Below are 20,952 nucleotides of genomic sequence, written 5' to 3'. Positions count from 1 at the left end.
GGATCGGCCTCCGGCGCGGGCTCGTCATGATGGCGTCATCCAGCGGTCCCGTAGGCCCGCCAGTACTGCGATCGAGACCGCCAGCAGGACCAGGCTGAGGGCGATGGCCGCCGCGGGGTTGTTCTGCAGGGCCAGGTAGACCGCGAGCGGCATGGTCTGGGTGCGGCCCGGGAAGTTGCCCGCGAAGGTGATCGTCGCGCCGAACTCGCCCAGGGCCCGCGCCCAGGCCAGCACGGCGCCGGCCGCGATGCCCGGCGCGATCAGCGGCAGGGTGACCCGGCGGAACGCGGTGAAGCGGGACGCGCCCAGGGTGGCGGCCGCCTCCTCGTAGCGAGGATCCGCGGCACGCAGGGTGCCCTCCACGCTGATGACGAGGAACGGCATGGCGACGAAGGACTCCGCGACGACCACCCCCGCGGTGGTGAAGGGGAGCGTGATGCCGAACCAGGAGTCCAGCCACTGGCCGACCACGCCGTTGCGGCCGAGGGCGAACAGCAGGGCCACGCCGCCGACCACGGGGGGCAGCACGAGCGGGAGGGTCACCAGGGCGCGTACGAAACCGCGTCCGGGGAAGTCCGTGCGGGCCAGCAGCCAGGCCAGCGGGACGCCGATGACCAGGCTCACCGCGGTCGCCGCCGTGGCGCACACCAGCGACAGCTTCAGCGCCTGCCACACCTCGGTGCTGGTCAGCTGCTCGGGGAGGGTGCTCCACGGGGCCCGTACGAGAAGGGCGACCAGGGGCAGCAGGAGGAACGCCAGGCCGATCAGCGCGGGCACCAGCAGGGGCAGCGGTACCCCGCGGCGGCCCGACCGGACAGGTCCGCGCCGCGGGCCGCCCTGGAGGGTGTCGGCCGCGGCGTCGGACTTGTCGGTCGAGGTCACGGCTTGAGGAACCCGGCCTCGGACAGGACCTTCTGGCCCTCGGCGGACTGCACGAGCGCGATGAACGCCTTGGCGGTCCCGGGGTTCTTCGAGTCCTTGAGCAGGGTGATCGGGTAGTCGTTGATCGCGCCGGCGGACTCGGGGAACTCCACGCCCTCCACCTTGCTGCCAGCCGTCTTCACGTCCGTCTTGTAGACGACGGCGGCGTCGGCCTCCTTCAGCACCACCTTGTTCAGGGCCGACTTGACGTCCTGCTCGTAGGAGACCGGGGTGAGCTTCAACTTGCTCGCGTCCAGCGCCTTCTGGGCGGCGGCGCCGCACGGCACCGTCCTGTCGCACAGCACGACCTTGAGGCCCGCGTCGGTGAGGTCCTTGAGGGAGGACACCTTGTCGGGGTTGCCCGGCAGGGTGGCGATCTCAAGCTGGTTGCGGACGAAGGTGGCCGGCTCGGTGGCGTTGTCCTTCTTGTCCGTCACGATGGCCATCGTCATCGGGCTGGCGGAGGCGAAGACGTCGGCCGGGGCGCCGCCGGTGATGCCGGCGGCCAGGCTGTCACTGCCGCCGAAGCTGAAGGTGACCTTCGTGCCGGGGTGGGCCTTCTCGAACTCCTTGCCCAGGGTCGTGAAGCTCTCCTGGAGGGAGGCGGCGGCGAAGACGGTCACATTGCCGGACAGCTTCGGCGACGAGGACGAGGACGACGTCGCCGAGGAGCCGGACGTCGTGGAGCCGGAGTCCGAGTCGGACGAGGAGCAGGCGCTCAGGGCCAGCAGCGCGGCGGCCCCTGCACCGGCCACCTGCAGGGTCCGGCGGGTCCGGCGCGCGGAACGGGTCATCACGGGTCCACTCCCTCTGACTTCTACGGGAACGAGGCCGTCGGCCTCCTCCGTTGCGCAGATCATGCAGATCATACTGGCGCATATGCGAGGCGTAAGTCTCCTGTCGCATCGCATGAGCTGGGCCCAGGAGCGACAGGGGTCGCATGTGCGTTCGTACGGAAGTGGCGTGTGAGTCAGGTGCGGTCGATGTGGACGTTGGTCGATTTCACCCGGGCGGTGGCCTCCATGCCGACCTCCAGGCCCAGTTCCTCGACGGCCTCGCGGGTCAACAGGGAGACCAGGCGGTGGGGGCCGGCCTGGATCTCGACCTGGGCCGCCACGTCGCCGAGTTTGATCGCGGTGACGATTCCGGGGAAGGCGTTGCGGACCGAGGTGTACGAGGTCTCCTCCTCGGTGCTGCCCGCCTTGGCGAGTTCGACGGAGAAGGCGGCCAGGTCCCGGCCCTCGATGAGTCGGCGGCCGCTCTCGTCTCGATGGGTCGCCACCCGGCCGGCGTCCGCCCAGCGGCGTGCGGTGTCCGGGCTCACGCCGAGCAGTCGTGCTGCCTGGCCGATCGTGTAGCTCTGCATGCGGTCACGATAGGGCCGCGAACCGGCCCTGGCGGACGTGGGGTTGAGTGGTGGGTATAACGCGATATAGCGTTAGTCCGTGACTGGGATTCGGAGTGTGTCCATGTCGGGTGAGGTGTCACGGAGCGGCGAGGCGTCGCTCGGCCTGCGAGCTTCGCACGCGGACCGGGACGGGGTCGTGGACGTGCTGCGGATCGCGGCCGGGGACGGTCGGCTGACCGTCGAGGAGCTCGACGAGCGCGTGGAGGCCGCCCTGTCCGCCCGCACGATGGGGGAGCTCGCCGCCCTGACGACGGACCTGCCGGTGGTCGACGCAGAGGCCGCGGCCGAGGTGAAGGACGTCGTCCGCATCGAGCAGCGGGGCGGTTCGGCCCGGCGCGGCGAGGAGTGGGTGGTGCCGCGGCGGCTGGTGATCGAGTCGGAGTGGGGGGACGTGACGCTCGACTTCACCGGCGCGGTGATCACACACGACACCCTGCACATCGACCTCGACATGCGTGGCGGAACACTGCGGCTGATGACACGGCCGGGTGTCGTGGTGGACACCGACTCCCTGGTGATCGACTACGCCAAGATCAAGGAACGTTCGTCCGGCGGCCAGGACATGCCCGTGGTGCTGCGGGTCGTGGTCGGTGGACGTATGAGCTTCGGCCGGGTGGTCGTACGACCGCAGCGACGCGGGCTGGTCAGGAAAGCCCCGACACCCTGAGCACCGCCTGGGCGGTCTCGTCGTCGATCCGGTGACCGATACGGCGCAGGACGTCCGTGCCCCTGTTGCAGCGTGCCCCGCTCCAGGGAGCGGCGCACTCCTGTGTCCAACTCGTGCCACAGCAGCGGGTTGGCCGCGAGGACGCGCGGGTCGAGATGCAGGCAGTTGCCCCGAGCGTCGCGCAGGACCAGGTGGGAGGAGACGCCGGCGTACTGCCGTACGGCCACGAGCGCGTCCGTACGGACCATGCCGCGGCGTACCGGGCCGCGTACCGCGATCCAGCCGGGGCCCGCGGTGACGCGGGGCGGGAGCAGAACCGCGAAGACCGCGGCGGAGAGCGTGAGCCAGAGCAGGGTGCGCGCGGGGCTCAAGGTGCCCGCGTCCCAGTCGACGAGCATCGTCATGGCACCGAAGACGAGAGCGCAGCCCAGGGCGAGCCGAGCGCTGCCACCCCAGTGGCGGTCGCCGGCCGGATTCGACGGTCCGCTGCCTTGCATGAGGCGAAGGTAGGCGGAGGCGGGGGCGGGCGCGCCTTGCGCTGACGAGGCCCTGACGGCGCACGGGCCAATCTTGACGCACCCAATACGCCGTTGCGTTTCGCCGTTGGGTTCATGGCGTTGGGTTTGCGCCGTCGGGTTGTGAGGGCGGGCGCGGGGAGAGGGCTGCCGACGCGTCGCTCGCGCCGGTGGGTCGCTCGCGCCGGAGGGTGCTCAGCCGGTGTGGACGCGGGGGCGGCGGGTGCGGTCGGGTTCTGCCTCGCGGAGGACCTCGCGGGTGACCGGGGCGACCTCGCCCTGGCCGAAGAGGAAGAAGCGCAGGAAGTTGGCGAAGGGGCCGCCCTCGGTCCACTCGAAGTAGATGTGCGGCGTGCAGTTGGTGGTGTCGCGGACGTACAGGAGCAGGGCGGCCAGCGCGTTCGGGATGGAGGAGGACTCCAGGGTCAGCACCCGGTAGCGGTTGTGCAGGACCTCGCCGCGCACCCTCAGCCCCGCCTCGAACTCGGACGGGTCGAGGACCGTGACCTCGACGAAGACGAAGTCCTCGCCGGGGATGTCGTTGTCGTTGCGGATCTGCTCGATCTTGTCGCGGTACTCGGCCTTGTCGCGCTGGTCGGGCTCGTTGGCGATGAACCGGATCTTGCGGCTGGACATGTCTCGGATGAAACGTTCCGCCATGTCGTCCAGCTCGACGTCGGTGACGCGGAGCTCGAAGGCACGGGCCAGTCGGGAGAGCAGCGAGACCAGGATGATGCCGGCGATGAAGCAGGCGCCGATCTTGACGCCGTCGGGGCGCTCGATGACGTTCACGACCGTCGTGTACAGGAACACCGCGGAGATCACCGCGAAACCGATGGTCCAGTTCCGCTGCTCGGCCTTGTGGGCGGCGATGGTCACCGCGACCGCGGCCGAGCTGATCAGCACCAGCACGCCGGTGGCGTAGGCGCCGCCCTGCGCGTCGACGCTCGCGTCGAAGATCCAGGTGACCAGGAAGGCGATGAGCGTGAAGACGATGACCATGGGGCGCACCGCCCGCGCCCAGTGCGGGGCCATGCCGTAGCGCGGCAGGTAACGCGGCATGAGGTTGAGCAGACCGGCCATGGCGGAGGCGCCGGCGAACCACAGGATGGCGATCGTCGAGACGTCGTAGACCGTGCCGAAGGCGCCGCCCAGGTAGTGGTGCGCCAGATAGGCCAGCGCACGCCCGTTGGCCTGGCCGCCCGTCTTGAACTCCCTCTCCGGGATCAGCAGCGTGGTGATGAAGCTGGTCGCGATCAGGAAGACGCTCATGATCAGGGCGGCTATGGTGAGCAGTTTCTTCGTGTCCCGGATGCGGCCCGTGGGCTGCTCCTCGGTGTCGTCCGGGTGGCCCTTGACGTGAGGCATGACCGCGACGCCGGTCTCGAAGCCGGAGAGGCCGAGCGCGAGCTTGGGGAAGACGAGCAGGGCCACGCCGACCATCGCGAAGATGTTTCCGTGCTCGGTCGTCAGAGCGCTCGACCAGTCCGTGATGACGTGCCCCGCGGTGACGACGTGCCACAGGCCGACGAGCACGACGACGACGTTCAGCGCCAGGTAGATGCCGACCAGGGCGAACGCGACGCCGATGGCCTCCAGGAAGCCCTTGAGGAACACCGCGCCGAGCAGAGCCACCAGGATCAGGGTGATCAGCAGCTGCTTGTCGTGCAGGGCGCTGGTCAGATGCGGGTTCTCGACGAGGTGGGTCGAGGCGTCCGCGGCCGAGAGGGTGATGGTGATCAGGAAGTCGGTGGCGGCGAAGCCGAGCAGGGTCAGGACGAACAGCTTGCCCTGCCAGAACGAGAGAAGCCGCTCCAGCATCGCGATCGAGCCCTCGCCGTGGGGGCTCTCCTCGGCGACCCGCCGGTACACGGGGAGGGCACCGGCCAGGGTGACGATCACCAGCACGATCGTCGCGATCGGTGAGAGCAGGCCGGCGGCGAGGGCGGCGATGCCCGGCTGGTAGCCGAGGGTCGAGAAGTAGTCGACGCCGGTGAGGCACATGACCCGGTACCAGGGCTGGCCCTGGTGTTCGAGCTTGGGCTTGGGCTTGGGCTCGGTCTCGGGGGCCGGTGCCTGCTGGGGGTGGCCCTTGCCCATCTCGGACAGACCCTCCAGCATCCAGGCGCGCAGCCGACTGGGAGGTGGCTGTTCGGTCGTGGCCATCTGCGTGCTCCTGATGTGCGGCTCAGCGTGTGGGTTCCGGCCATCACGCGGACGGCGGCACCAGCGTAAGCGGAGAGTGACGCATGGGCCCACGGATCATGGGGGCGTAGGCGTCAAGCTTCCGTTAAGACCGGCAGGCGGGGCGTCCGCCGGGCATCAGGACAGGTCTTCTGTGCCGCGATATGCGCATATTGAGCCACATGGGAGGATCGGTGGTCCCGCGGCAAGGAGTGGACACCCTGCGTCATGACCCCGCGCCCCGGTGAGCGACCGGCTCCCCAGCCAGCGACTGCCCCCGACAAGCGGCCGGCCGGCAGGGTCACCGGGTAGCCGCACGGTCGCCGGGTTGCCGGTGCCGGAGGCGGACGCCGTCATCTGCCGGCCGGCGCTCGCTCCGTATGTTGGGACTCCGACCGGCTTTTGACCTGCGGCGATCGTCCTGGCGTATGAGTTCCGTCAAAGGCGCGCAGTACGACGTATGGGACCCGTCAACGGCGGCCGAATCCGGCCGCGAAGGTTGTTTCCTCGAAGCGTCCCTGTCCGGTCGAACCTCACTCCAGGAGTTCACGATGGCCGATCTGGCCTTCGTCGTCACCACGATCGCCTGCTTCGCTCTGGTGGCTCTCGTCGCCAAGGGGGTGACGAAGCTGTGACCGCCGAGAACATCGTCGGCCTGGTCGTGGCCGTCGCCCTGCTGGGCTATCTCGTCCTCGCCCTGATCTTCCCGGAGAGGTTCTGAGCCACGACATGGGTCCCGTACTCGCAGGCGCCCTCCAACTGCTCGCCCTCATAGGCGCGTTGGCCCTCGCCTACACACCCCTCGGCAACTACATGGCCAAGGTCTACTCCTCCGACCGGCACTGGCGGGTGGAGAAGTGGATCTACAAGGGCATCGGTGCCGACCCCGACACCCAGATGCGCTGGACCGCGTATCTGCGCGGTGTCCTCGCCTTCTCCGCGGCCGGCGTCCTCTTCCTCTACCTGCTGCAGCGAATACAGGGCGTGCTGCCCGGTTCGCTCGGCTTCAGGTCCATCGACCCGGACCAGGCGTTCAACACCGCTGTGTCGTTCGTGACGAACACCAACTGGCAGTCCTACTACGGCGAGCAGGCCATGGGCCACGTCGTGCAGACCGCCGGACTGGCCGTGCAGAACTTCGTCTCGGCGGCCGTCGGCATCGCCGTGGCGGTGGCTCTCGTACGGGGCTTCGCGCGCTCGCGCACCGGTGAGCTCGGCAACTTCTGGTCCGACCTGGTCCGTGGCGTCGTCCGCATCCTGGTGCCCGGCGCGGTGATCGCCGCCATCGTGCTGGTCGCCTGTGGTGCCATCCAGAACTTCTCCGGCATCCACGAGGTCGGCCAGTTCCTCCATGGGCACAGCATGCGCGGCTCGCAGCAGTTCAACGGCGGGGCGGTCGCCTCGCAGGAGGCCATCAAGGAGCTGGGTACCAACGGCGCCGGCTACTTCAACGCCAACAGCGCCCACCCCTTCGAGAACCCCACCCCGTTCTCCAACCTGTTCGAGATCTTCCTGCTCCTCGTCATCCCGTTCGCGCTGACCCGCACGTTCGGCATCATGGTCGGCTCGGTCAAGCAGGGGTACGCGATCCTCGCGACCATGGTCACCATCTGGCTCGGCTTCACAGCCCTGATGATGTGGACCGAGTTCGCCCACCACGGCCCGGCGCTCCAGATCGCCGGCGGTGCCATGGAGGGCAAGGAGACACGGTTCGGCGTCGGCGCCTCCTCGATCTTCGCGACGGCGACCACACTCACCTCGACCGGTGCGGTGAACTCCTTCCACTCCTCGTTCACGGGCCTCGGCGGCGGCATCACCATGCTCGGCATGATGCTGGGCGAGATCGCGCCCGGCGGTACCGGCTCCGGCCTCTACGGCATGCTGATCATGGCGATCATCGCGGTGTTCATCGCGGGTCTGATGGTCGGCCGTACGCCCGAGTACCTGGGCAAGAAGATCGGTACCCGTGAGATCAAGCTGGCGGCCTGCTACATCCTCATCACCCCGGCCCTTGTGCTGATCTTCACCGCGTTCGCCATGGCCCTGCCGACCCCGGCCCACTCGATGACCAACAGCGGGGCGCACGGATTCTCCGAGATCCTCTACGCCTACACGTCCGCCGCCAACAACAACGGCTCGGCCTTCGCCGGACTGAACGCGGACACCCAGTGGTTCAACAGCACCCTGGGTCTGGCCATGGTCTTCGGCCGCTTCCTGCCGATGGTGTTCGTGCTGGCACTGGCCGGATCGCTCGCCGAGCAGAGGCCGGTCCCGGAGACCGCCGGCACTCTGCGGACCGAGAAGCCGCTGTTCACCGGCCTGTTGGTGGGCGCGATCCTGATCATCACCGGGCTGACGTACTTCCCGGCCCTCGCGCTGGGTCCGCTGGCCGAGGGGCTGGCGTCATGACAACCGACGTAACGAACCAAGAGGACTCGATGTCCACTGCCACTCCGACCCGGGCGCCGCACAGCGACGTCCCCACGGGACACAAGGCCCCCGAAGGCCGCGTCGGTGCCGGCCTGTTCGACCCCAGGCAGCTGCTCAAGTCGCTGCCGGACGCGTTCCGCAAGCTCGACCCGCGGGTGATGGTCAAGTCTCCCGTGATGTTCGTGGTGTGGATCGGGTCGGTGCTGACCACCGTCTTCTCCTTCAAGGACCCGGGCGACTGGTTCGGCTGGGCGATCAGCGCCTGGCTGTGGCTGACCGTCGTCTTCGCCAACCTGGCGGAGGCCGTGGCCGAGGGGCGTGGCAAGGCGCAGGCCGACACGCTGCGCAAGGCCAAGACCGACACCGTGGCACGCCGGCTCATCGGTGACTCCGAAGAGCAGGTGCCCGGCACGGAGTTGAGGATCGGCGACCTGGTGGTCTGCGAGGCGGGCGACATCATTCCCGGCGACGGTGATGTCGTCGAGGGCGTGGCCTCGGTCGACGAGTCGGCGATCACCGGTGAGTCGGCCCCGGTCATCCGTGAGTCCGGCGGCGACCGGTCGGCCGTCACCGGCGGCACCAAGGTGTTGTCCGACCGCATCGTCATCAAGATCACGACGAAGCCGGGCGAGACCTTCATCGACCGGATGATCAACCTGGTCGAGGGCGCGGCCCGGCAGAAGACACCGAACGAGATCGCGCTCAACATCCTGCTGGCCTCGCTGACGATCGTCTTCCTGCTGGCCTGCGCCACGCTGCCGCCCTTCGCCGACTACGCCGGCACCCACCTGACGATGGTCGTGCTGATCGCGCTGCTGGTCTGCCTCATCCCGACCACGATCGGCGCCCTGCTCTCCGCGATCGGCATCGCGGGCATGGACCGGCTGGTCCAGCGCAACGTACTGGCCATGTCCGGAAGGGCGGTTGAGGCCGCAGGTGATGTGTCGACGCTGCTGCTCGACAAGACCGGCACCATCACCCTGGGCAACCGGCAGGCCGCCGAGTTCGTCCCGGTGAGCGGCACCACCGAGGCAGAGGTCGCCGATGCCGCGCAGCTGTCGTCGCTGGCCGACGAGACGCCCGAGGGCCGTTCCATCGTCGTACTGGCGAAGGAGAAGTACGGCCTGCGCGAGCGGCATCAGGGTGAGTTGGCCGGGGCCGAGTGGATCGCCTTCACCGCCCAGACCCGGATGTCGGGTGTGGATGTCGACGGGCGCAGGATCCGCAAGGGCGCGGCCGGCTCGGTCATCGCCTGGGTCAAGGAGCAGGGCGGCACGGTCGCCGAGGACGCGGACACGCTGTCCAACCGGATCTCCGAGGCCGGCGGCACCCCGCTGCTCGTCGCCGTCGAAGATGCCGACGGCGCACGGGTGTTGGGCGTCATCCACCTGAAGGACGTCGTCAAGCAGGGCATGCGGGAGCGGTTCGACCAGCTGCGCCGCATGGGCATCAGGACCGTCATGATCACGGGTGACAACCCGCGGACGGCGAAGGCGATCGCCGAGGAGGCGGGTGTCGACGACTTCCTGGCGGAGGCCACTCCCGAGGACAAGATGGCGCTCATCAAGCGGGAGCAGGCGGGCGGCAAGCTCGTCGCGATGACCGGCGACGGCACCAACGACGCGCCTGCGCTCGCGCAGGCGGACGTCGGTGTCGCGATGAACACCGGTACGTCGGCCGCGAAGGAGGCCGGCAACATGGTCGACCTCGACTCCAACCCGACCAAGCTCATCGAGATCGTCGAGATCGGCAAGCAACTCCTCATCACCCGGGGCGCGTTGACCACGTTCTCCATCGCCAACGACGTCGCGAAGTACTTCGCGATCATCCCGGCGCTGTTCGCGGCCGTCTACCCGGGCCTGGACAAGCTCAACATCATGGGCCTGTCCTCGCCGGACTCCGCGATCCTGTCCGCCGTCATCTTCAACGCGCTGATCATCATCGCGCTGGTGCCGCTGTCCCTGAAGGGCGTGCAGTACCGGCCGGTCAGCGCCGACAAGCTGCTGCGCCGCAACCTCACGATCTACGGCATCGGCGGGCTGATCGCGCCCTTCGTCGGCATCAAGCTCATCGACCTGCTCATCTCCCTCATCCCCGGGATCGGCTGACCGCCATGAACAACTCCGTTACGAACACAGCCCGGTTGCTCGGGGCGGGACTGCGCGCCCTGCTCGTACTGACCCTGGTGACCGGCGTCATCTACCCGCTGGCCGTCACCGGCATCGCCCAGGCGCTGTTCAACAACAAGGCGAACGGCTCCGAGATCAAGGCGGACGGCAAGGTCGTCGGTTCCTCGCTGATCGGTCAACAGGGCTACGGCCTGGACTACTTCCAGTCCCGTCCGGCCAACGGGCTGGGTGAGAACTCGGTCAACACCCAGTACAAGCTGATCCTTTCCGGCGCCACGAACCGGTCGGCCGACAACCCCGAACTGATCAAGTGGGTGAAGGAGGCCAAGGCCAAGGTCGTCAAGGACAACTCCACCGCCGCCTACAAGGTCAAGCCCTCCCAGGTCCCCGCCGACGCGGTCACCTCCTCCGGCTCCGGCCTCGACCCGGACATCTCCCCGCAGTACGCGGACATCCAGGTCCACCGCGTCGCCGAGCGCAACGGTCTGTCCGTCGCGCAGGTGCAGAGGCTGGTGGACGACCACACCGAGGGGCGCACGCTCGGCTTCATGGGCGAGCCGCGAGTGAACGTCCTCGAACTCAACATCGCGCTCAAGGGCCTTGCGGCCAAGGGCTGATGGGAACGGGCGATCCGAACGGGAGTTGGCGGCCGCCGGACGGGCGTCGGCGGCCGGTGCCGTCCGGGCCCGCCGACTCCCTTCGCCGTGACGCCGGTCGGGCAACGGCCGGCAGGTACGACGGGAAGGGCACACGCCCATGACCAGGGTGCTGGTGGTGGAGGACGACCCACAGCTCGTACGGGCCCTCGTGATCAACATGCAGGTGCGCCGGTACGCAGTGGACGCGGCACCCGACGGCGCCACGGCCCTCCGCCTCGCGGCAGCACGCCGCCCGTCGCGTCCTGTCGGCGTCCCGTCAGGGTCTGCCCGATCGACGTCTGCGCAGCCGGCAGGCCGGCCGGTCGCGCCGTACGGATCTAGGCCTCCTCGTCTCCCGAGCCCCCGGCCGAGGGCAGTCGTTCGCGGATCTCGTCCATGACCGACGAGTCGGTGAGCGTGGTGACGTCGCTGAGCTGACCGTTCTCGGCGATGTCCCGCAGCAGCCGCCGCATGACCTTCCCCGAGCGGGTCTTGGGGAGTTCCGCGACGACCAGGATCTGCCAGGGCCGGGCGATCGGGCCGATCTCCTTGGCGACGTGTGCGCGCAGTTCGGTCGCGGTCTCCTCCGCACTGCCCTCCTGCCCGGCGTCGCCGCGCAGGATCACGAAGGCGACGACGCCCTGCCCGGTCGTCGGGTCGGTCGCGCCGACCACGGCGGCCTCGGCGACCATCGGGTGCGAGACGAGGGCGGACTCGACCTCCGTGGTCGAGATGCGGTGGCCGGAGACGTTCATGACGTCGTCGACCCGGCCCAGCAGCCAGATGTCGCCGTGCCCGTAGACGACGTACGAGTGGCCGGTCACCCAGCCGATGTCCGCCGCCGTCCAGAACACGTCCCGCTCCGGCTTGACGTCGAACACCGCCCAGTGCGTCCACGCCACCTGGGTGTATGCCCGCAGGAGGCCCGTCCGGGCCAAGCGGAGGTAGGGATCCCGGCCGGGCCAGGCCCGGCCTGGCCCCGCGTGCGCTCGTGAACGCAGTCCGTCCGACTGTCTCCGTAATGTTCGCTGATGAGACCGAATGTTTCGAGTTCTCGGGCGGTGCGGCATGCGGGGATGGTGGGGTCCGACTGTACAAGTTCGAGCGGTTCACCGTGCACAAGGGGTTGCCACCGTTTGGGAGCTGTCTCTAGGGTGCGGCAACAACGCATCTTTCTGGATCAACTCCGAAACATTCGGTCCCAGCGGGCGGTCGTGGACACGCCGTCCCTACCCAAGGAGCGCATGATGGGCGACCGGGCACTGTCCCGCCGCGGCTTCCTGGCGGCCTCCGCCGCGGCCGGTCTGAGCATGACGGCACTGAGCGCGTGCGGCGGCGACTCGGACGGAGGGTCGTCGGACGGGACGACCACCGTCGAGTGGTGGAACATCTCCACCACCGAGCCGACGAAAACCGTCTGGGCCGGTCTGGCCAAGAAGTTCGAGGCTCAGAACCCCAAGGTGAAGATAAAGATCGTCCAGCTGGAGAACGACGCCTACAAGTCGAAGATGACGGCGCTGACCGCCTCCGGCAAGCTCCCGGACATCTTCCACACCTGGGGTGGCGGCGTCCTCAAGCAGCAGGTGGACGCAGGGCTTGTCGAGGACCTCACCGACAGCACCAAGCCGTGGGCCGACACCCTGCTGCCGGTCTCGAAAAAGGCGTACATCCTCGACGACAAGACGTACGCGATCCCGTTCGACATCGGAATGATCGGCTTCTGGTACAACAAGGCGCTCTTCAAGCAGGCCGGCATCGCCGCGGCCCCGACCACCTGGAGCGACTTCCTCGACGCCGTGAAGAAGCTCAAGGCCAAGGGAATCACCCCCCTCGCCCTCGCCGGCAAGGAGAAGTGGCCCGGCATGTACTTCTGGGCCTACCTCGCGATGCGCACGGCCGGCATCGACGCTCTGCAGAAGGCCAATGACGACAAGGACTTCACCGGCCCCGCACTCGTCCAGGCCGGACAGCACCTGAAGGAACTGGTCCAACTCCAGCCGTTCCAGAAGGGGTTCCTCGGCGCCGCCTACTCCACCCCGACCGGACAGGCCGCCGCCGTCGGCAACGGCAAGGCGGCCATGGAACTCATGGGCCAGTGGGCGCCGGTGGTGGAGGCCGACGCGGGCAAGGGGCTGGGCGCGAACCTCGGCTTCTTCCCCTTCCCGGCGGTCGAGGGCGGAAAGGGCGCGATCACCGAGGTGTTCGGCGGTGGCGGGGGGCACGCCCTGCGCAAGGGTGCCCCGCAGGCCGCCGTCGACTTCCTGAAGTTCTTCGCCTCCGAGTCCACCGACGTGGAACTCGTCAAGAAGACCAACACGCTGCCCATCGTCCCGGGCGCGGAGAAGGCGCTCACCGACCCCAACACCAAGGCCGTACAGGCACAGTTGAAGGCCGCCACCGGCTTCCAGCTCTACCTCGACCAGGCCTACGCGCCTGCCCTCGGCCAGGAGATCAACGACAGCGTCGCCGCGCTGATCGCCGGCTCCAAGTCGCCCGAGCAGGTCACTCAGTCGATCACCAAGACCGCGAAGGAAGAGCAGTAGCCGCCGATGACCTCCACGTTCCTTACGGACAAGCGGAGCGGCCCCGACGTCGGACTCCCGCCCCCGGCCGCGGAATTCGCGCGGGGGCGGGCCCGGCGGCGCCTGGTGAACTGGCTGACCGCGGTCGGCTTCCAGGTGCCGGCGCTGGTCCTGTTCATCGGGCTGGTCCTGCTGCCGATGCTGTTCGCCCTGTACGTCGCCTTCTTCCGCTGGGGCGGCTTCGGCATGCCCTCCGACTACATCGGCGGCGACAACTTCACCCGGCTCTTCCAGGACGACGTCTTTTTGGGCGACCTGTGGCGCTGCATGGTCCTGGTCGTCCTGTCGCTCGTGCTGCAGCTGCCGTTCGCGCTCGCCATGGCGGTGGCGCTCAACCAGCGGCTGCGCGGCCGGGCCGTGTACCGGCTGCTGTTCTTCGCGCCGTACGTCCTGTCCGAGGCCATCACCGGCGTCCTGTTCAGCATGGTCTTCGCCCCGGACGACGGGCTCGCCGACCATGTGCTCGGCAGCATCGGCCTGGACGGTCTGGGCGGGGAGTGGTTCGCCGATCCCTCCTACGTCATGGCGACGCTCTTCCTGGTCATGATGTGGAAGTACTTCGGCTTCCACATGATGCTCTACCTGGCCGGGCTCCAGGCCATCCCGGCCGAGTTGACGGAAGCCGCGCTGATCGACGGCGCGAACGCCTGGCAGCGGTTCCGCAACGTCACCCTGCCGCTGCTCGCGCCCACCCTGCGCGTCAGCGTCTTCCTGTCGGTCATCGGGTCCATCCAGCTCTTCGACCTGGTGTGGGTGGTCACCCAGGGCGGCCCCGACCACCACTCCGAGACGATGGCCGTGACCATGTTCCAGTACGGCTTCAAGCGCTACCAGGTCGGCTACGCCAGCGCGATCAGCGTGGTCATGTTCGGCATCTGCCTCGTCTTCGCCCTCGCCTACCAGCGGTTCGTGCTCCGCCGCGACCTCGAAGGGGCCACCACGACGATGAGGGGGGCCGGCACGTGAGCCGCAAGGCCGTACGCACTCTGCCGCTGCACGTGATCCTCGTGGCCGTGGGCGTGGTGATGCTCGTACCCGTGGTGTACGCCGTCGTGTCCGGCTTCAAGTCCACCGACGAGCTCTCCCGCAACCCGTTCGGGGTGCCCGAGCACTGGCTGAGCGGCAACTACACCGACATCATCGACTCGGGCGACTTCTGGCGGCTGCTCGGCAACAGCACGCTGATCGCCGTGGCGACGGCCGTGCTCGTGGTCGCCGTGTCCGCGCTCGCCGCCTTCTCCTTCGCCCGGTTCGCCTTCCGTGGACGGGAGTTGCTGTTCACCTTCTTCACGATGGGGCTGATGTTCCCCTTCGCGGTGGCCGCACTGCCGCTGTTCCTGCTGCTGCGCCAGATGGACCTGCTGGACAACCCGCTGGGCGTGATCCTCCCGCAGGCCGCCTACGGACTGCCGATGACGATCATCATTCTTCGGGCGTTCTTCCGGCAGATCCCGGGCGAGCTGGAGGAGGCGGCCACCCTCGACGGCTGCAGCTCCTTCGGGTTCTTCTGGCGGGTGCTGCTGCCCATGGCGCGGCCCGCGCTCGGCACGGTCTCGGTGCTGGCCGTCGTCGCCAGCTGGAACAACTTCATGCTGCCGCTGCTGGTGTTCACCGACTCCAAGTGGTGGACCCTGCCCCTGGGCGTCGCCCAGTTCCAGGGCCAGTACTCGACGGAGTACGCCCGTGTCTTCGCCTATCTCGTCCTCGCGATGGTCCCGGCCCTCGCCTTCTACTCGGTCGCCGAGCGCCAGCTCGTCGGCGGCCTCACCGCCGGCGCCACGAAGGGATGAGCGCGCGCCCGCGGACGTACGGCCCCACACCACAGCACGTGAGGAGTCGCACCATGCGCAAGACCACCCGTCTCAGACTCGCCGGAGCACTCGCGGCCGCCCTGGTCGTCACCGGCCTCGCCACCGGTCCCACGGCCCAGGCGAGCCCGAAGAAGCCGACACTCGCGGAGCTGGCCCAGCGCCACGGCCGCTACTTCGGCAGCGCCACCGACAACCCCGAACTCACCGACACCGCCTACACGGGCCTGCTCGGCAGCGAGTTCGACATGATCACGCCCGGCAACGGCATGAAGTGGTACGCCACCGAGCCCCAACAGGGCGTCTTCGACTGGACGAACGGCGACGAGATCGTCGGCCTCGCCCGGAAGAACCATCAGAAGGTCCGCGCCCACACCCTGGTCTGGCACAGCCAGCTGCCCAGCTGGGTGACCGGCCGGGAGTGGACGGCGGACGAGCTGAGGGCCGTACTGAAGAAGCACATCCAGACGGAGGTACGGCACTACCGCGGCAAGGTCTACTCCTGGGACGTCGTCAACGAGGCTTTCAACGAGGACGGCACCTACCGCGAGACCATCTGGTACAAGACGCTCGGCCCCGGCTACATCGCGGACGCCCTGCGTTGGGCCCACCAGGCAGACCCGCACGCCAGGCTGTACCTCAACGACTACAACATCGAGGCGGTCGGCCCGAAGAGCGACGCCTACTACCAGCTGGCCAAGGACCTCAAGGCACGGCACGTTCCGCTCGACGGCGTAGGTTTCCAGGCCCATCTGGCTCTCCAGTACGGCTATCCGACCACTCTGGAGGACAACCTCCGCCGATTCTCCCGGCTCGGCCTCGACACCGCGCTCACCGAGGTCGACGTACGGATGATCCTGCCCGCGGACGACGCCAAGCCGGCCACGCAGGCCGCGTGGTACCGGGACCTGACCAAGGCGTGCCTCGCGGTACGCCGGTGCGTGGGCATCACGGTGTGGGACTACACCGACAAGTACTCGTGGATCCCGGCGGTCTTCCCCGGGGAGGGGGCCGCGCTCCCCTGGGACGAGCAGCTCCGGCCGAAGGCGGCGTACTTCGCGATCAGGGAGGCTCTCCGGTAGCTCAACGGTGTGCCGGTGGTGCGGTGCTGGACCGCACGACCAGCTCGGTGCCCAGTTCCACGCGCGGGGAGTCCGGCTGTTCGCCGCGCGCCAGGCGGAGCACCGTACGGACGGCCAACTTGCCCATGTCGGCGAGTGGTTGGCGGACCGTGGTCAGCGGCGGGGACGACCAGCGGACCTCCGGAAGGTCGTCGAAACCGACCACGCTCATGTCCTCCGGCACCCTGAGGCCCCGGCGGCGCAGTGCCTCGATCGCACCCAGTGCCATCTGGTCGCCGGCCGCGAACACGGCGGTCGGCGGCCGGGGCAGGTCCAGGAGCGTGTCGCAGCCGGCGAAGCCGGACTCGGGGTGGAAGTCGCCCGTCACGACGAGGGACTCGTCGACCGTGAGGCCCGCGCCCTCCAGCGCGGCACGGTGGCCGTCGGACCGGGCACGTGAGCACAGCAGCCCGGGCGGGCCCGTGATCATGCCGGTCCTGCGGTGCCCCAGCGACAGCAGATGCCCGGTGGCCGCCATGCCGCCCGACCAGTTGGCGGCGCCGATCGTGGGGACGTCGAGGGCGGGGGAACCCGCCGGGTCGACGACCACCAGCGGGACGCCCAGGGCGCGCAACTCCTCGTGCATTACCGGCTCCAGTGCCGAGGTGACGAGGATGACGCCGTCGGAGGCGCGGGCCCGGAGATTGCGCGTCCACGCGCGGGCGTCCCCCGAGCGGCCGTGCACCGCCGACACCACGACGCCGGCCCCGGTCGTGTGCGCGACGTCCTCGACACCCCGGATGATCTCCATCGCCCAGGGGCTGCGGAGGTCGTTGAAGACCAGGTCGAGCAGGGCCGCACGGGAGCCGGAGGCGGCGGCGCGCCTGCGGTGGCCGTACCGGAGCAGCAGGTCCTCGACCCGGGCGCGGGTCTGCGGCGAGACGTCGGCCCGGCCGTTGACGACCCGGGACACCGTCGGCACCGAGACCCCGGCCTGCCTGGCGATCTCCCTGATGGTGACCTTGCCGCGGGTCTCGGACGCTCCCTCCGCGACGGCCTCGTCCGCTGCCAGTTCCCCCACCTCCGTCGAGACGTGCCTCGAAACGTCCAGGACCATGACCGCAGTGGCACACGGCACTACACGGAGTGATCGCCTCCGGACATACGTCGGGGCCGGTTCGCAGCGTGTCACGCGACCGGCCCCTCAAGTCTCCGGGCGGTGACTCACCCCGCCCGGTGCCGCTCAGGCGGCCGTCATCACCTGGCGGTGCGGGGCGATGATCTGGCCGTCGGGCAGGAGCTCACCGGTGTCCTCGAAGAGCAGAACGCCGTTGCACAGCAGGCTCCATCCCTGCTCCGGGTGGTGCGCCACGAGTCGGGCGGATTCCCGGTCGGCGGAGTGGGCTGTCGGACACGGTGGCTGGTGCTGGCACATTGATGGGATCTTTCGCTCTGTCGTGATGAGTGGGATGGCTGTCGTGTCTGTCCCGCGGCTTGAAGCTCCGTTCATGGCCGCCCCCCGTAGTGATAAGTCGGTCCAGTCCCAGTGTTGCCCCACGGGCGCCGATCCGCAGGGATTTCGCGGCACCGCTTCTCATAGGTTGAGGACGCATCACCCGCGCGGACGGTTCAGTCCAACTGCACTGCCAATTCGGGTGGTTCCCCGTGGCCGGATAGGGCTAGTCCTTACAGGTCGGCGGCATTTTTCGGCTCGTACGAGCAGTCAATGGCTCGTACGAGCGCGCTGCTGAAGGGAAGTGGAAGGGGGCGGGATGGAAACGGGAGAGAAAAGGGGAGGGAAAAGTGTCGTACCCCGCTGTCCGGAATTCCGGGGCGGGGTACGAAGGGCCTTGCGAAGGTGGTTCAGGCGGGCGAGATCAGCAGCGGGGCGGGAGTCGCCCGATGGGTGAGGACCGGGAGCAGTTCGGCGACGCGATGCGGGCGGTGAGCCGCGATGCCGGGAGGTGCGGGCGCCAGCGGGACGAGCAGGTCCGTGGCGGCGGGGTGGCCGGCGGCACCGTCCGCCGTGCAGTCGCCGTGCAGCCACAGTGTCAGCATGTACAGGCTGGGTACCGAGAGCAGACGGGGCTGGTAGGGCTGGTTCATCGCCTCGGCCTGACGCAGGGCGCGCTCGGTGGAGTCGATGTAGGGCCCCTCGAAGAAGTGCGAGAACGCCCAGCCGTCGGGGGTCAGCATGGTGTCGGCCGCGGCCACCGCGCGCTCGCCGCAGCGGATCAGGAAGCGCCACCCGGCCAGCCGGGTGGCGGATGCGCCCGCGGGGGTGAGCCGGTCCAGTACGTGTACGGGCAGCGGGAGTTCGGGTGTGCAGGGCCCCTGGGAGCGCAGCAGCGAGGGAGTTCGGGCCTCGCGTACCGCAGTCGGTGAACCGAGAGCGGTGAGGACGGTGCGAAGGGCGGGCGCGGGAGCCGGGGGTACATGCAGCGGCATGGTGGGTCGCCTCTCATTCGACAGGCACAGTGGCGCGAGGGCGGGGGCGGACGGCGCTGTCTGCTCACGGGGCCAGAGGGGAGGGGGCCGGGTCTGGGAACGAGGAGTGTGGGTGAGGCCTGCCGCACGTCACCTCGACGGCAGGTTCCATGACCTCGGGCGCCAACCCTCTGTCTTGTTCGCGGAGTTTATACGACATGTGTTCAGACCGTGTTTCGTCTAACCGTTTCCGGTGCACTCGGCAAGGGTGTATACAGTCAGCGATACGTGGGAATCGTCCCGATTCTGGTCCGAGCTTACGTCGGCGACCTCGGGAAATGCCCCGGAAGCGGTCGGCCAATTCTCGTCGGCGTTTTTCACTAGTGCGTCGACGGCCGGAAACTGCGGCGTGTCCATGCCCGGCGAATGTGCCTCAGGTCACTTTCGTCAGAGTAGCGGGCGGCGGGCCCGCGTGGGGACGTTATTGATCGCCGAGGCTGGGCATCATCCCACGTGACCCGAGACCGGCGGACGATGCGTCGGGCAGGCCCGGTGGGGCCGCTGATCCTAGGAGGGACACGCCGATGGGGGAGAAGGTCGTGGCAGGGCGGTTCGACCTGTCCGATCGGCAGCACTATCGCGACAAGCTCCGGCGGTGCCTGTCGGGACTGGAGCGACTCCTGGACCAGAAGCGGTTCGATCGCCCGAAGGCCCTCATGGGGCTGGAGATCGAACTGAATCTGGCCGGTCGCGACGGCATGCCGAAAATGCTCAATGCGCAGGTCCTCGAACGGATCGCGAGCCGCGATTTCCAAACAGAACTCGCCATGTTCAATCTGGAAGTCAACATAGCCCCACACCCTTTGGGTGGGCGCGTATTCGACCGTCTCGCGGAGGAACTTCGGACGTCGCTGGCATATGCCCATAGAAAAGCGGGCGAGGTGGATGCGGGAATCGTGATGATCGGCATTCTGCCGACTCTCGACCGGGACGACCTGGTCTCCTCCAACCTCTCCGACGTCGACCGCTACGCGCTGCTCAACGAACAGATCGTGGCCGCCCGCGGCGAGGACTTCGCCCTCGACATCGACGGCGTGGAGCACCTCACGTGCACCTCGAAGTCCATCGCGCCCGAAGCCGCCTGCACCTCCGTGCAGCTGCACCTCCAGGTCACCCCGGGCCGCTTCGCCGACGTGTGGAACGCCGCTCAGGCCGTCGCCGCCGCCCAGATCGCCGTCGGCGCCAACTCGCCCTTCCTGTTCGGACGTGAGCTGTGGCGCGAGTCCAGGCCCCCGCTCTTCCAGCAGTCCACCGACACCCGCCCGCCGGAGCTCCAGGCCCAAGGGGTGCGCCCGCGTACCTGGTTCGGGGAGCGATGGATCTCCTCGGCGTACGACCTCTTCGAGGAGAACCTGCGCTACTACCCGGCGCTGCTGCCGATCTGCGACGAGGAGGACCCCCTTGAGGTCCTCGACGCGGGCGGCATCCCGAAGCTCGCCGAACTCGTCCTGCACAACGGCACGGTGTACCGCTGGAACCGCCCGGTCTACGGCATCGCCGACGGCGTCCCGCACCTGCGGGTCGAGAACCGCGTCCTGCCCGCCGGGCCCACCGTCACCGATGTCGTCGCCAACGCGGCGTTCTACTACGGCCTCGTCCGCGCCCTCGCCGAGGAGCCGCGGCCCGTGTGGACCCGGCTGCCCTTCGAGGCGGCCGCCGCCAACTTCGACGCCGCGTGCAAACACGGCATCGACGCCCGCCTTCAGTGGCCGCGGCGCGGACGCTACGGCGGCATCACACAGGTCGACGCGGTGAGCCTCGTACGCGACGAACTCCTGCCGCTCGCCGAGGCGGGCCTGGACGCGTGGGGGGTCGAACCCGCCGACCGGGATCTGTACCTCGGTGTCATCGACGAGCGCTGTCGGCGCCGGGTCAACGGCGCGTCCTGGCAGGCGGCGACCTTCCACCGGGCCCTGGAGGCGGGCCACTCGCGCGATGCCGCACTGGCGGCCACCACCCGGCGGTACGCCGAGCTGATGCGCATCGGGGAGCCGGTGCACACCTGGCCGGTGGGCCTGCCGGAACCCGTGCCGCTGGGCTGAGCGGCGCACGGCAGAACACGTTGCCCGCCGTGATCCGGTCGATCCGCATGTCCGGGTCCGGCACCCATAACTGGGCGAAG

General features: G+C 68.9%; 18 protein-coding genes and 2 pseudogenes. 12 read left to right on the top strand and 8 right to left on the bottom strand.

The window, feature by feature from the left end:
• Positions 1-24: 24 nt before the first annotated feature.
• The 3 genes from modB to ACYUED_RS07080 form a co-directional block, all read right to left on the bottom strand.
• Positions 25-882: a molybdate ABC transporter permease subunit gene (gene modB / locus ACYUED_RS07090; RefSeq protein WP_491291440.1), complete on the bottom strand. Its 858-nt coding sequence runs from the start codon at positions 880-882 to the stop codon at positions 25-27.
• Positions 879-1,715, bottom strand: a complete 837-nt coding sequence (modA, locus tag ACYUED_RS07085) for a molybdate ABC transporter substrate-binding protein (protein WP_491291439.1) — start codon at positions 1,713-1,715, stop codon at positions 879-881. The genes modB and modA overlap by 4 nt, the downstream gene beginning before the upstream one ends.
• A gap of 176 nt (positions 1,716-1,891) precedes the next feature.
• Positions 1,892-2,287: a TOBE domain-containing protein gene (locus tag ACYUED_RS07080; protein ID WP_491291438.1), complete on the bottom strand. Its 396-nt coding sequence runs from the start codon at positions 2,285-2,287 to the stop codon at positions 1,892-1,894.
• 103 nt (positions 2,288-2,390) lie between these two features.
• On the opposite strand from ACYUED_RS07080, the gene ACYUED_RS07075 reads away from it, so the two are divergent.
• Entirely contained in the window at positions 2,391-2,996 is a 606-nt protein-coding gene (locus ACYUED_RS07075) for a DUF1707 SHOCT-like domain-containing protein (protein WP_491294175.1), read from the top strand.
• Between the two features lie 710 nt (positions 2,997-3,706).
• Here the strand turns inward: ACYUED_RS07075 and ACYUED_RS07070 are convergent.
• A complete protein-coding gene (locus ACYUED_RS07070) occupies positions 3,707-5,677 on the bottom strand; it encodes an APC family permease (RefSeq protein ID WP_491291437.1) in 1,971 nt (656 codons plus the stop codon).
• A gap of 446 nt (positions 5,678-6,123) precedes the next feature.
• Here ACYUED_RS07070 and ACYUED_RS07065 point away from each other — a divergent pair, with 446 nt between their 5' ends.
• From ACYUED_RS07065 to ACYUED_RS07040, 6 genes and pseudogenes are all read left to right on the top strand, one after another.
• Positions 6,124-6,330, top strand: a complete 207-nt coding sequence (locus ACYUED_RS07065) for a hypothetical protein (RefSeq protein WP_491291436.1) — start codon at positions 6,124-6,126, stop codon at positions 6,328-6,330.
• Positions 6,327-6,416, top strand: coding sequence for a K(+)-transporting ATPase subunit F (gene kdpF, locus ACYUED_RS07060; protein ID WP_016434100.1), 90 nt, complete (start codon positions 6,327-6,329; stop codon positions 6,414-6,416). The genes ACYUED_RS07065 and kdpF overlap by 4 nt, the downstream gene beginning before the upstream one ends.
• An 8-nt stretch (positions 6,417-6,424) precedes the next feature.
• Positions 6,425-8,104, top strand: a complete 1,680-nt coding sequence (kdpA, locus tag ACYUED_RS07055) for a potassium-transporting ATPase subunit KdpA (RefSeq protein WP_491291435.1) — start codon at positions 6,425-6,427, stop codon at positions 8,102-8,104.
• 29 nt (positions 8,105-8,133) lie between these two features.
• Positions 8,134-10,233, top strand: a complete 2,100-nt coding sequence (gene kdpB, locus ACYUED_RS07050; RefSeq protein WP_491291434.1) for a potassium-transporting ATPase subunit KdpB — start codon at positions 8,134-8,136, stop codon at positions 10,231-10,233.
• A 5-nt stretch (positions 10,234-10,238) separates the two neighbouring features.
• Positions 10,239-10,871, top strand: a complete 633-nt coding sequence (locus ACYUED_RS07045) for a potassium-transporting ATPase subunit C (RefSeq protein ID WP_491291433.1) — start codon at positions 10,239-10,241, stop codon at positions 10,869-10,871.
• Positions 10,872-11,010: 139 nt separating this feature from the next.
• Positions 11,011-11,148 (top strand): annotated as a pseudogene (locus ACYUED_RS07040) (DNA-binding response regulator); the annotation flags it as partial.
• 82 nt (positions 11,149-11,230) lie between these two features.
• On the opposite strand, the pseudogene ACYUED_RS07035 reads toward ACYUED_RS07040, so the two are convergent.
• Positions 11,231-11,686: pseudogene (locus ACYUED_RS07035) on the bottom strand (AMP-binding enzyme); the annotation flags it as partial.
• 453 nt (positions 11,687-12,139) lie between these two features.
• Between ACYUED_RS07035 and ACYUED_RS07030 the strand changes: the two are divergent.
• From ACYUED_RS07030 to ACYUED_RS07015, 4 genes are read left to right on the top strand one after another with little or no spacing between them, the layout of a single operon-like run.
• A complete protein-coding gene (locus ACYUED_RS07030; protein WP_491294173.1) occupies positions 12,140-13,435 on the top strand; it encodes an extracellular solute-binding protein in 1,296 nt (431 codons plus the stop codon).
• A 6-nt stretch (positions 13,436-13,441) separates the two neighbouring features.
• On the top strand, positions 13,442-14,440 hold the full coding sequence (locus tag ACYUED_RS07025) for a carbohydrate ABC transporter permease (RefSeq protein ID WP_491291432.1): 999 nt from the start codon (positions 13,442-13,444) through the stop codon (positions 14,438-14,440).
• A gap of 59 nt (positions 14,441-14,499) precedes the next feature.
• Complete coding sequence (locus ACYUED_RS07020; RefSeq protein ID WP_491294172.1) at positions 14,500-15,264, top strand: carbohydrate ABC transporter permease; 765 nt, start codon at positions 14,500-14,502, stop codon at positions 15,262-15,264.
• A 53-nt stretch (positions 15,265-15,317) separates the two neighbouring features.
• Complete coding sequence (locus tag ACYUED_RS07015) at positions 15,318-16,364, top strand: endo-1,4-beta-xylanase (RefSeq protein WP_491291431.1); 1,047 nt, start codon at positions 15,318-15,320, stop codon at positions 16,362-16,364.
• Between the two features lies 1 nt (position 16,365).
• Here the strand turns inward: ACYUED_RS07015 and ACYUED_RS07010 are convergent, their stop codons facing one another.
• The 3 genes from ACYUED_RS07010 to ACYUED_RS07000 all read right to left on the bottom strand — a co-directional run bounded on the left by ACYUED_RS07010 (position 16,366) and on the right by ACYUED_RS07000 (position 18,791).
• Positions 16,366-17,415, bottom strand: a complete 1,050-nt coding sequence (locus tag ACYUED_RS07010; RefSeq protein ID WP_491294170.1) for a LacI family DNA-binding transcriptional regulator — start codon at positions 17,413-17,415, stop codon at positions 16,366-16,368.
• Positions 17,416-17,586: 171 nt separating this feature from the next.
• On the bottom strand, positions 17,587-17,778 hold the full coding sequence (locus tag ACYUED_RS07005; RefSeq protein WP_323178073.1) for a DUF5999 family protein: 192 nt from the start codon (positions 17,776-17,778) through the stop codon (positions 17,587-17,589).
• Between the two features lie 428 nt (positions 17,779-18,206).
• Positions 18,207-18,791, bottom strand: coding sequence for a hypothetical protein (locus ACYUED_RS07000; RefSeq protein ID WP_491291430.1), 585 nt, complete (start codon positions 18,789-18,791; stop codon positions 18,207-18,209).
• 563 nt (positions 18,792-19,354) lie between these two features.
• Between ACYUED_RS07000 and ACYUED_RS06995 the strand changes: the two genes are divergently transcribed.
• Entirely contained in the window at positions 19,355-20,872 is a 1,518-nt protein-coding gene (locus ACYUED_RS06995) for a glutamate-cysteine ligase family protein (protein ID WP_491291429.1), read from the top strand.
• The last annotated feature ends 80 nt before the right edge of the window (positions 20,873-20,952 follow it).

It is taken from the genome of Streptomyces sp. DF42, assembly GCF_058267695.1.
Note: the sequence above shows the minus strand (reverse complement) of the source record. Positions and strands in the feature narration are given on the sequence as shown.